Genomic DNA, 10,919 nt, shown 5'->3' on the forward strand with positions numbered 1-10,919 from the left:
ACACTGCGGCGTCTCGAATCACCGTTTCAGCGAGGTTGGTATGTCCCGGGTCATCTCGGTTGCACTGCTCGTCGGCGGCATCGTGCTGCTGTATTTCGGCGGCCAGTCGTTCCATTCGATCAACGACAACGTGTCGCGCTTCTTCACCGGCTCGCCCGCGACGAAGACGATCCTGCTGATCGTCGGCGGCGCCGTCGCGTCGTTCATCGGCCTGATCGGCCTCGCGATGCCGGGCGGCAAGCGCTGATCGCGACGCATCCGCGGCTCGCGTCACGCGCGGGGGCCGCGCCAAACGAAACGGGCGGCCAGGCCGCCCGTCGTTTCATCCGCTCGCGATGCGCCGCATCGCGTGGCCGCGGCGGCTTCACCGGCCGCCAGATCCGCGCCTAGAACTGCACTTCCGGCTTCGACGCCGAGCGCGTGCCGGGCACCGGCCGGTTGCTTGCACCGTGGTACGTGTACACGAGCGAGAACTTCACCTGGTCGGAACGGTTCTGCCCGGCCGAATGCAGCGTGTTGCAGTGGAAGAACACGACGTCGCCCGTCTGCAGCGACGGGCACGTGGCCGCGTCGATCATCCTGCGATTTTCCGGCAAATCGCCGCGGAAGAACTTCGCGTCATCGAACGCTTCCGGCCCGAATTCGGCCGTATGTGAGCCGGGCACCAGCCACAACGCGCCGTTCTCGTTGGTTTCCGGCCCGAGCGCGAGCCACACCGACACCATGTCCGGGCGCTCGAACGCCCAGTAGCGGAAATCGCGATGCCAGCCGGTCAGGCTCCCGTACGCCGGGTGCTTCGTCATCATGCAGTTGTGATGCGCGCGCGACAGCACCGGTTGCTCACCGAAATACTCGCGCATCCACGCGCCGATTTCGGGCGCGATCGCACGCTCGGCGAATGCCGGATCGCGCGCGTACGCATCGAGCAGGCGCCGCACCGTATGCCCGCCCGGCGCATGCTTCGATTCGGGCGCGCCCGGGTAGCGCAGGTCGGCCTCGAATTCGATCGGCTCGGCGGCCTCCCGCAACTGGCGCTCCGCGATCTGCCTGAGCGTCGCGCACTGCGCTTCGCCGACGAGGCCGCGCGCGACGACGAAGCCGCGCTCGCGCAATTCCGCGACTTGCGCGCGGATCGATTCCGACTGCAATGGAGACGACATGGGATGCCAGACGTTTATTGTGTGAATGTGACGATTGTAAATCGGCGCCGGATACCGCGAACAGCGCCATTGTCGTGCGCAGGGGCATGCCAATCGCGGATTTGATCCAGCGCAAGGGAACTGTGCGGCACGGCACCTGCCTGAGCGACAGGCGGTATGCGGCACACGCGTTGCGGCACAAGGGTTTATCGCGACTTTTGCCCGTCACGAATCCCCTGTAGCCTGACGCGGCCTGTCAATTCTGGCGGGCGCGGCGCGCAACGGGTTTCGGTAAGATCCGTTGCGTCCTCCGAGGCCGTTCATACCAGTGCGCTCTGCAGGGCGCCATCCATACAAGCGAAGCATCGTTCACATGCCATTCCGTCTGACTTCCCGTTTCAACCGCGCCGCGAAGCGCGTCGTGCCGTCCGCTCCCGCCCGCCCGCTGCGCCACCACCGCGCACGCACGCAGGCGCTGGCCGAACGTACGCACCCGCACAGCCGGCTGGACGGCATCCGTGCGTGGTTTCACGCGTTTTTCTCGATGATGAGCACGCAGGCGTTCGCGCGCCGCGCCGGCCTGCGCTCGCTGCTGCAGAAGCCGTCGTCGCTGCGCGCGCTCGCGCTGCGCCGCAAGCTCGGCCCGCAGCGCCGCATCAACCGCCCGCGTCGCCTCGCGGCCAGCAACGGCTGGTTCGGGTTCGGCGCGCGCTGAGAATGTACCCGGCGGGCGTCGTCCGCCCCGATCGACCGCCATTGCTTCGGCGATCGAACCCATAAAAAAACCCCGGCTTGGCCGGGGTTTTTCATTTCAGGCGAACGACGCTCACGCGACGCGTGCGGTCGGCTCCACGCCGGCCGCTTCGGCCAGCGCGAGCGCCTTGTCGGTCGCTTCCCACGAGAACTCCGGCTCTTCGCGGCCGAAGTGACCGTAAGCCGCGGTCTTCTCGTAGATCGGGCGCAGCAGGTCGAGCATCTTGATGATGCCCTTCGGACGCAGGTCGAAATGCTCGCGCACGAGCTTCGTGATCACCGCATCCGACACGCGGCCCGTGCCGAACGTGTTGACCATCACCGAGGTCGGCTCGGCCACGCCGATCGCGTACGACACCTGGATCAGCGCGCGCGACGCGAGGCCCGCGGCGACGATGTTCTTCGCGACGTAGCGGCCCGCATACGCGGCCGAACGGTCGACCTTCGACGGATCCTTGCCCGAGAACGCGCCGCCGCCGTGCGGTGCGGCACCGCCGTAGGTGTCGACGATGATCTTGCGGCCCGTCAGCCCGCAATCGCCCTGCGGGCCGCCGATCACGAACCGGCCGGTCGGGTTCACGAGGAACTTGATGTCGCCCTTGATCAGTTCGGCCGGCAGCGTCGGCTTGATGATTTCCTCGATCACCGCTTCGCGCAGCGCGGGCAGCTCGATGTCCGGTGCGTGCTGCGTGGACAGCACGACGGTGTCGATCGAATCGGGCTTGCCGTCGACGTAGCGGACGGTGACCTGCGACTTCGCGTCCGGACGCAGCCATTGCAGGCGGCCGTCGCGGCGCAGGCTGGCCTGGCGCTCGACGAGGCGGTGCGACAGGTAGATCGGCAGCGGCATCAGTTCCGGCGTTTCGTCGCACGCATAGCCGAACATCAGGCCCTGGTCGCCCGCGCCTTGATCGAGGTTGTCGTCGTGTGCACGATCGACACCCTGCGCGATGTCCGGCGATTGCTTGTCGTATGCGACGAGCACCGCGCAACCCTTGTAGTCGATGCCGTAGTCGGTGTTGTCGTAGCCGATACGCTTGATCGTATCGCGCGCGATCTGGATGTAATCGATGTTGGCCGTCGTGGTGATTTCACCGGCCAGCACGACGAGACCCGTGTTGCACAGCGTTTCCGCCGCGACGCGGGAGTATTTGTCCTGCTCGAGGATGGCGTCGAGAATCGCGTCCGAGATTTGGTCCGCGACTTTGTCCGGATGGCCTTCGGAGACGGATTCGGACGTGAAGAGATAATCGTTTGCCACTTTTTCAGGCTCCTGTGTGGTTACGGTTGGTTTCACGTAGCCAGCTTCGTTGGGCCTGAAGCGGCGACGCTTTAGCGGATTACCAGGACCGGGCAGCGTGTGTCGCGCCAGCCGGCTTCGCCCCGCAAGTTGTCAGTTAACTCGGCGAAGCCCGTATTATAGCGGCTTTCCTGAATTGTCACAGAGCGCCGCCCGTGCTGCATCTTCCGCTGTCTTACCACCCTGTTCGCAACGTGCCGGCCAGCCGGCCCCACGGAGATTCCGCATGCTAGGCCGCCTCGGCACGCACCTCGCCATCGGCTTGCTGAAGCTGCTCGCGCTACTGCCGTACGGTCTGACCGCACGGTTCGGCGATGGCCTCGGCTGGCTGCTGTATCAGATCCCCAGCCGGCGAAAGCGCATCGTACATACGAATCTGAAACTCTGCTTCCCCGACTGGAGCGACGAGCGGCGCGAGGACGTGGCGGGCCGGCATTTCCGCCATGCGATCCGCAGCTACGTCGAGCGCAGCGTGCAGTGGTTCGGCTCGGAGAAGAAGCTCGCGAAGCTGATCCAGGTCGACAGCGCGGTCGATCTCACCGATCCGGACCTGCCGCCGACGCTGTTCCTCGGCCTGCACTTCGTCGGCATCGAAGCCGGTTCGATCTGGCTGAACCGGTCGCTGCACCGCCGCTGCGGATCGCTGTACCAGCCGTTCTCGAACGCGGTGCTCGAGGAGGAGGCGAAGAAGGCGCGCGGGCGCTTCGACGCCGAGATGGTCGGCCGCGCGGACAGCGCGCGCGTCGTGCTGCGCTGGCTGCGCGACCGCAAGCCGGTGATGCTCGGCGCCGACATGGACTACGGGCTGCGCAACTCGACGTTCGTCCCGTTCTTCGGCGTGCCGGCGTGCACGCTGACGGCCGTCGGCCGGCTCGCGAAGACGGGCCGTGCGCAGGTCGTGCCGTTCATCGGCGAGGTGTTGCCGAACTACAAGGGCTACCGTCTGAAGGTATTCAAGCCGTGGGATCACTACCCGACCGGCGACGACGATCTCGACGCGCGGCGGATGAACGCATTCCTCGAGGAACAGATTCCGCTGATGCCCGAGCAGTACTACTGGGTGCACAAGCGCTTCAAGACGCGCCCGCCCGGCGAGCCGAGCCTGTACTGAGCCTGCCGCGAGAGATGCGCGGGCGCGCCGTCATGCGCGTGCCCGCGCCCTCGCCACCTTCGGCGCGCCCTTGGCGCGCGCGCGCCAGAGATCGTAGGCCGACTGCTGCGCGAGCCACAGATCGGCCCTTCCCCCGTTTTCCTCGCCGAGCCACGCTTCGAGGCGCAGCGCCATTTCCGGCGAGATGCCGGCATGGCCGTGCAGGATCCGCGACAGTGCGGCACGCGTCACGCCAAGTTGCGACGCGGCCTCGGTGACGGTCAGGCCGAGCGCCCGCAGCACGTCGTCGCGCAGCGTTTCGCCCGGATGGGGCGGATTGAAGATGCGGGTCATGGTGTTGGATCAATTCAGTGACGAGGCGCGATGCCGGAAACGCCGGCAGCGCATAGCCGCACTATACGAATCACCGGATTGGGACATCAATTTGACGGGTACGAAATACACATCGCGTACCGTTCCGCGTACCGGCCACAGCCGAGCCCGCCACGCCGCCCCCTGTCAATCCGCCCGCTCATCATCCGCGCGACCAGTCGGCGCGATCGGCAGACACGGCCCTCGCCCCCCGCACAACGGACGCCGGCCCGCCCGGCGCAGGACGCCCCTGTCGGCTGCATGTATCATTTGCGGTTGAGATCGGCACGACGAACGAGGCCGCCCGGCATGGCAGCCGGCCGTCCGTGTCGTGCCGACCGCCTTGTTCGCCATGGAATTCCGGACCCAGTGAAACTCTCGTTCACCAAGATGCACGGCGCGGGCAACGACTTCGTCGTGCTCGACGGCTATTCGCGCGCGCTGCCGCCGCTCACCGAAGCGCAGGTGCGCGCGCTCGCCAACCGCCACTTCGGTATCGGCGCCGATCAGTTGCTGCTCGTCGAGAAACCGACCGTCGACGGCGCGGATTTCAAGTACCGGATCTTCAATTGCGACGGCGGCGAGGTCGAGCACTGCGGCAACGGCGCACGCTGCTTCGTGAAGTTCGTCAGCGACCGCGGCCTGACCGACAAGCGCAGCGTGCGCGTGCAGGTCATGAAGGGCCTGATCACGCTGACGCTGCAGGAGAACGGCGAAGTCGTCGTCGACATGGGCGCGCCCGTGTTCGCGCCCGCGCAAGTGCCGTTCGAGGCGTCGGGCCTCGACGGCCGCAAGGAAGGCAACGACACGCTGTGGCCGCTCGACGTCGGCGGCGCGACGCGCTGGATCTCGACGGTGTCGATGGGCAATCCGCACGCGGTGCAGGTCGTCGACGACGTCGAAGCGTATCCGGTGCTGGAAGAAGGCCCGCTGATCGAGCGCCATGCGCGCTTCCCGCAGCGCGTGAACGCCGGTTTCATGCAGATCGTGTCGCGCCACGAGGTGAAGCTGCGCGTGTACGAACGCGGCGCGGGCGAGACGCTCGCGTGCGGCACCGGCGCGTGCGCGGCGGTCGCGGCCGGTATCCGGCGCGGCCTGCTCGATTCGCCCGTGACCGTGCACACGCACGGCGGCACGCTGACGATCGGCTGGGACGGCGCGCGCGACGAAACCGCCGCGCTGATGATGGCCGGCCCCGCCACGACCGTGTTCGAAGGCGAGATCGACCTGAACGCCTGACCCTGCAACGTCCCTGATAACTGAACGCTCCAGCCACATGAACGATCGCGAAGTCGCCGACTACCTGCTCGCCAATCCCGAATTCTTCGCGCAGCACGCCGAACTGCTCGCGACGATCCGTCTCGCGAACCCGCACGGCAAGGCCGCGATCTCGCTGCAGGAGCGGCAGATGGAAATGCTGCGCGACAAGAACAAGCATCTCGAACGCCGGCTCGCCGAGCTCGTGCGCTACGGCCACGAGAACGACAGCCTGTCCGCGAAGTTCAGCCGCTGGACCGCGCGCGTGATCGCGGAACGCGATCCGTATGCGCTGCCGCGCACGATCGCCGACGGCATCGCCGACGTGTTCGACGTGCCGCAAACGGCGCTGCGCGTCTGGGACGTGGCCGACACCTACGCGCAAGCCGATTTCGCCCGCCAGGTCGGCGAGGAAGTGCGCCTGTTCACGAACGGGCTGTCGACGCCGTACTGCGGCGCGAACACGGGCTTCGAGGCCGCCCAGTGGCTCGCGCCCGCGCGCGCCGCCGCGAGCGCGGCGGAAGGCACCGAAGCCGCGCCGGCCGGCGACGGCTCGGCCGCGTCGGTCGCGCTGCTCGCGCTGCGTGCGCCGCTCGCCGGCAACGATGCACCCGCGTTCGGCCTGCTGGTCCTCGGTTCGCCCGATCCGCGCCGCTTCCACGACGGGATGGCCACCGACTTCCTCGCGCAGATCGCGACGCTCGCGAGCGCCGCGCTCACGCGCCTGCTGCCGCACTGATCCGCCGCACGCGATGACCGACGATCCGATCGCCGCCTACCTGTCGAACCTGAAGCACGTCAGGCAACTGTCGGAACACACGCTGCGCGCATACACGCACGAGCTCGACGAACTGAGGAAGCTTGCCGCCGGCCGGCCGCTCGAAGCATTGACCGCCGCCGACATGCGCGGCGCGGTCGCGCGCGCGCACGCGGGCGGGCTGTCCGCGCGCTCGATCTCGCACCGGCTGTCCGCCTGGCGCGCGTTCTACCGCTGGCTCGCCCAACGCATCGAGATGCCCGCGAACCCGGTCGCCGCGGTACGCGCGCCGAAGCGCCCGAAAACCCTGCCGAAGGCGCTGTCGGTCGACGACGCATCCGCGCTGATGGACGCGCCGCTCGCCGGCACGACCGAAGGCATCCGCGATCACGCGATCCTCGAGCTGTTCTATTCGTCGGGGCTGCGCCTCGCCGAATTGATCGGGCTCGACGTCCGGTACACGCAGGCCGATGGCTACCGCTCGGCCGGCTGGCTCGATCTCGCCGAGGCCGAAGTCACCGTTCGCGGCAAGGGCAACAAGGAGCGCAAGGTGCCGGTCGGCCGCAAGGCGATCGACGCGCTGAACGCGTGGCTCGCGGTGCGCGGCGAGTTCGTGAAGCACGATCCGCATCCGCTGTTCGTGTCGGTGCGCGGCAACCGGATGTCGCCGGGCGTGGTGCGCGAGCGCGTGAAGCGCGCGGCGCTCGCCGCCGGCATCCCCGCCAACGTCCACCCGCACGTGCTGCGCCATTCGTTCGCGACGCACGTGCTGCAGTCGAGCGGCGACCTGCGCGCGGTGCAGGAACTGCTCGGCCACGCGAGCGTCGCCGCGACGCAGGTCTATACGTCGCTCGACTTCCAGCATCTCGCGAAGATTTACGACAGTGCGCATCCGCGCGCGAAGAAGCGCGACTGACGCGCGTCCCGTGTTACCCGCCGCGCGCGGCGGCCGGCACCGGCCGGCGTCGCGCCCGGCCCCTTTCGATCTCACCATGCAAACCGTCACCCTCAAGCCGTCCAAGGAAAAATCGCTGCTGCGCCGCCATCCGTGGATCTACGCCAATGCGATCGACCGCGTCGACGGCAAGCCCGCGCCCGGCGCGACCGTGCTCGTGCGCGCGCACGACGGCCGCTTCCTCGCGCGCGGCGCGTACAGCCCGCAGTCGCAGATCCGCGTGCGGGTGTGGAGCTTCGACGAGCACGAGCCGATCGATCACGCGTTCTTCAAGCGCCGCGTGCAGCGCGCGGTCGCGCACCGCACGACGATGGTGTCGGGCACGGGCGCGGTGCGGCTCGTGTTCGGCGAAGCCGACGGGCTGCCGGGGCTGATCGTCGACTACTACGTCGCGGACACCGCCGAAGCCGGCGCCGCGCCGCGCGGCCAGCTCGTGTGCCAGTTCATGGCCGCGGGCGTCGAAGCGTGGAAGGACGCGATCGTCGCGGCGCTCACCGGCGCGACCGGCTGCCCGAACGTGTACGAGCGCTCGGACGTGTCGATCCGCGACAAGGAAGGGCTCGAACAGACGACGGGCGTACTGGCCGGCGACGCGCCACCCGCGACGCTGATCGCGAACGAAAACGGCGTGCGCTACCACGTCGACGTGCCGAACGGCCACAAGACGGGCTTCTACGTCGACCAGCGCGACAACCGCGCGCTCGTCGCGCAGTACGCGGCCGACCGCGACGTGCTGAACTGCTTCTGCTACACGGGCGGCTTCTCGCTCGCGGCGCTCAAGGGCGGTGCGAAACGCGTCGTCTCGATCGACTCGTCGGGCGACGCGCTCGCGCTCGCGCAGCAGAACGTCGTGGCCAACGGCTTCGACGCGGCGCGCGCGACCTGGCTCGACGCCGATGCGTTCAAGACGCTGCGCCGCCTCGTCGACGAAGGCGAGCGTTTCGACCTGATCGTGCTCGATCCGCCGAAGTTTGCGCCGACGCGCGACAGCGTCGATCGTGCGGCGCGCGCGTACAAGGACATCAACCTGAGCGGCTTCAGGCTGCTGCGTCCGGGCGGCCTGTTGTTCACGTACTCGTGCTCGGGCGCGATCGACATGGACCTGTTCCAGAAGATCGTCGCGGGCGCCGCGGCCGACGCGAAGGTCGACGCGCGGATCCTGAAGCGGCTCGGCGCGGGCGTCGATCACCCGCTGCTCGCGGCGTTCCCGGAAGGCGAATATCTGAAGGGCCTGCTGTTGCAAATCGTCTGATCGCCCCGATCTTGGCGGACACCCTGGTCCGCCGGCCCCGCCTGTCGGGCCGACGCTTGCCCCTGTCGTCCGGACGACGGGCGGGGGCTTGACAGGTATGTTTCAATGGATGGTTGTGCGCCCCGGCTCGCAGCGCGAGGGCGCGACGCACATCCTGGTTTTGACCCCGATTCACGAACCACAGGCGACCGACATGGCCACTCCCGTCACCATCCTTACCGGCTTCCTCGGCAGCGGCAAGACGACGCTGCTCAAGCGCATCCTGAACGAACAGCACGGCATGAAGATCGCCGTGATCGAGAACGAGTTCGGCGAAGAGAACATCGACAACGAAATCCTCGTGCAGGATTCGAACGAGCAGATCATCCAGATGAGCAACGGCTGCATCTGCTGCACGATCCGCGGCGACCTCGCCCGCGCGCTCGGCGACCTGGCCGCGAAGAAGCGCGAAGGCAAGCTCGACTTCGACCGCATCGTGATCGAGACGACCGGCCTCGCAAACCCGGGCCCCGTCGCGCAGACCTTCTTTATCGACAGCGAGATCGCCGACGATTTCCTGCTCGACGCGATCATCACGCTGGTCGACGCGAAGCACGCGAACGCGCAGCTCGACGAACACGAAGTGGTGCAGCGCCAGGTCGGTTTCGCCGACCGCCTGTTCATCACGAAGTCGGATCTCGTCGACGACCAGACCGTCGCCGGCCTCAAGCACCGCCTGATGCACATGAACCCGAAGGCCGCGATCAAGGTCGTGAATTTCGGCGAGGCGGACATCAAGGAAATCTTCGACCTGCGCGGCTTCAACCTGAATGCGAAGCTGGAGATCGATCCCGATTTCCTCGCCGAGGACGATCACGCGCACGACCACCACGATCACGGCCATGATCACGATCACGCGAATTGCGACCACGATCACGGCCAATGCGCGCACGATCACGACCACGGCCACCACCATCACCACCACGCGCACCACGACGACAAGATCAAGTCGTTCGTGTACCGCAACGACCGCCCGTTCGATCCGAACAAGCTGGAAGACTTCCTCGGCGGCATCCTGCAGATCTACGGCGAGCGGATGCTGCGCTACAAGGGCGTGCTGTACATGAAGGGCGTCGACCGTAAGGTCGTGTTCCAGGGCGTGCACCAGATGATGGGCAGCGACCTCGCGGCGAAGTGGCTGCCGGTCGAGAAGAAGACCAACAAGATGGTGTTCATCGGCGTCGACCTGCCGCAGGACCTGATCACCGACGGCCTCGACGCCTGCCTCGCCTGACCCGCGCAGGCGCCCGCCGCGCCCTTGCTGCCCGGCCGCCTGCGAGGCGGCGGGGGCCGCCGCGCGACGCCTTTGCCGGGCAGGGTTTCGCCGTCATCGCTTTTTCGCGATTTGCGCGTTATATTTTCTAGATATTGGCGCAGCCGACGGGGATCGACCCGATACGGCGCCCGCTTGCGATTCAGTTACAATACGTGCCCGCTGGAGTACGGCAACAAACAGGCCCGGTTCTTGCTGAACCAGTTTTCCGGGCATCGCAACCGCGCCGGATCGCCAATCCGCCTCCCGGCCGCGGCCGATGCGATGTGCCGCGCAGCACACCGGTTCGCAGCGCGCGCAAATCTGCGCCAGGCCTATCCTGGTATTTGAGAACCGGTTTTCCAGAGGCTTTCGGCCCCGCGGCGGCAAATCGCAAATGATTGCAAGCGCGGTTGCGGGTAATCCCAAAGTGCAGGCAATATCTGTTGATTTGCCGCACATTGAAGAAGCAAGCAGATGACGAAGAAACTCTTGACCGAAGCCGAAATCCTGAAGATGAGCGACAAGGATTACATGAATGAGGATCAGCTCGCCTTCTTCAAAAATCGGCTCGAACAGTTGCAGGCGGACATCCTCAAGAATGCAGGCCAGACGACCGAGAACCCGCGCGAGACGGTGATCGTCCCCGATCCCGCCGACCGCGCGACGATCGAGGAAGAGCACGCGCTCGAGCTGCGCACGCGCGATCGCGAACGCAAGCTCCTCAAGAAGGTTCAGCAGTCGCTCGCCCGC

At 67.1% G+C, this 10,919-nt stretch carries 12 protein-coding genes; 9 read left to right on the forward strand and 3 right to left on the reverse strand.

Annotated features, from left to right (window positions below; genetic code table 11):
- Nucleotides 1–40 precede the first annotated feature (40 nt).
- On the forward strand, nucleotides 41–247 hold the full coding sequence (locus LGN10_RS30240) for a DUF3185 family protein (RefSeq protein ID WP_059583985.1): 207 nt from the start codon (nucleotides 41–43) through the stop codon (nucleotides 245–247).
- A gap of 139 nt (nucleotides 248–386) precedes the next feature.
- Here LGN10_RS30240 and LGN10_RS30245 read toward each other — a convergent pair whose 3' ends face one another.
- Complete coding sequence (locus LGN10_RS30245) at nucleotides 387–1,160, reverse strand: phytanoyl-CoA dioxygenase family protein (protein ID WP_059583986.1); 774 nt, start codon at nucleotides 1,158–1,160, stop codon at nucleotides 387–389.
- Between the two features lie 352 nt (nucleotides 1,161–1,512).
- Here LGN10_RS30245 and LGN10_RS30250 point away from each other — a divergent pair, with 352 nt between their 5' ends.
- Nucleotides 1,513–1,854 carry a hypothetical protein gene (locus LGN10_RS30250; protein WP_059583988.1) on the forward strand — a complete coding sequence of 114 codons (342 nt, stop codon included), beginning with the start codon at nucleotides 1,513–1,515 and terminating at the stop codon, nucleotides 1,852–1,854.
- Nucleotides 1,855–1,965: 111 nt separating this feature from the next.
- On the opposite strand, the gene metK is transcribed toward LGN10_RS30250, so the two are convergent.
- Nucleotides 1,966–3,153 (reverse strand): methionine adenosyltransferase, encoded by a 1,188-nt coding sequence (metK, locus tag LGN10_RS30255; RefSeq protein WP_011546455.1) that lies wholly within the window; start codon nucleotides 3,151–3,153, stop codon nucleotides 1,966–1,968.
- A gap of 265 nt (nucleotides 3,154–3,418) precedes the next feature.
- Between metK and lpxL the strand changes: the two genes are divergently transcribed.
- Nucleotides 3,419–4,303, forward strand: coding sequence for a lauroyl acyltransferase LpxL (gene lpxL / locus LGN10_RS30260; protein WP_059583990.1), 885 nt, complete (start codon nucleotides 3,419–3,421; stop codon nucleotides 4,301–4,303).
- 30 nt (nucleotides 4,304–4,333) lie between these two features.
- Here lpxL and LGN10_RS30265 read toward each other — a convergent pair whose 3' ends face one another.
- The gene (locus LGN10_RS30265; RefSeq protein ID WP_226225972.1) at nucleotides 4,334–4,636 is read right to left on the reverse strand and encodes a HigA family addiction module antitoxin; all 303 of its coding nucleotides are present in this window, start codon (nucleotides 4,634–4,636) and stop codon (nucleotides 4,334–4,336) included.
- A 387-nt stretch (nucleotides 4,637–5,023) separates the two neighbouring features.
- On the opposite strand from LGN10_RS30265, the gene dapF reads away from it, so the two are divergent.
- The 6 genes from dapF to LGN10_RS30295 all read left to right on the forward strand — a co-directional run.
- A complete protein-coding gene (gene dapF / locus LGN10_RS30270) occupies nucleotides 5,024–5,893 on the forward strand; it encodes a diaminopimelate epimerase (protein ID WP_060312248.1) in 870 nt (289 codons plus the stop codon).
- 37 nt (nucleotides 5,894–5,930) lie between these two features.
- Complete coding sequence (locus LGN10_RS30275) at nucleotides 5,931–6,650, forward strand: DUF484 family protein (RefSeq protein WP_059642547.1); 720 nt, start codon at nucleotides 5,931–5,933, stop codon at nucleotides 6,648–6,650.
- A 13-nt stretch (nucleotides 6,651–6,663) separates the two neighbouring features.
- Entirely contained in the window at nucleotides 6,664–7,584 is a 921-nt protein-coding gene (gene xerC / locus LGN10_RS30280; RefSeq protein WP_059642549.1) for a tyrosine recombinase XerC, read from the forward strand.
- A 76-nt stretch (nucleotides 7,585–7,660) separates the two neighbouring features.
- The gene (locus LGN10_RS30285; RefSeq protein WP_011546461.1) at nucleotides 7,661–8,875 is read left to right on the forward strand and encodes a class I SAM-dependent rRNA methyltransferase; all 1,215 of its coding nucleotides are present in this window, start codon (nucleotides 7,661–7,663) and stop codon (nucleotides 8,873–8,875) included.
- Between the two features lie 97 nt (nucleotides 8,876–8,972).
- The gene (locus tag LGN10_RS30290) at nucleotides 8,973–10,148 is read left to right on the forward strand and encodes a CobW family GTP-binding protein (protein WP_226225974.1); all 1,176 of its coding nucleotides are present in this window, start codon (nucleotides 8,973–8,975) and stop codon (nucleotides 10,146–10,148) included.
- A 495-nt stretch (nucleotides 10,149–10,643) separates the two neighbouring features.
- On the forward strand, nucleotides 10,644–10,919 hold a 276-nt coding region (locus LGN10_RS30295), incomplete at its 3' end, for an RNA polymerase-binding protein DksA (protein WP_226225976.1).

The organism is Burkholderia sp. AU32262 (assembly GCF_020419985.1).
In the GTDB taxonomy this organism is placed as follows: domain Bacteria; phylum Pseudomonadota; class Gammaproteobacteria; order Burkholderiales; family Burkholderiaceae; genus Burkholderia; species Burkholderia semiarida.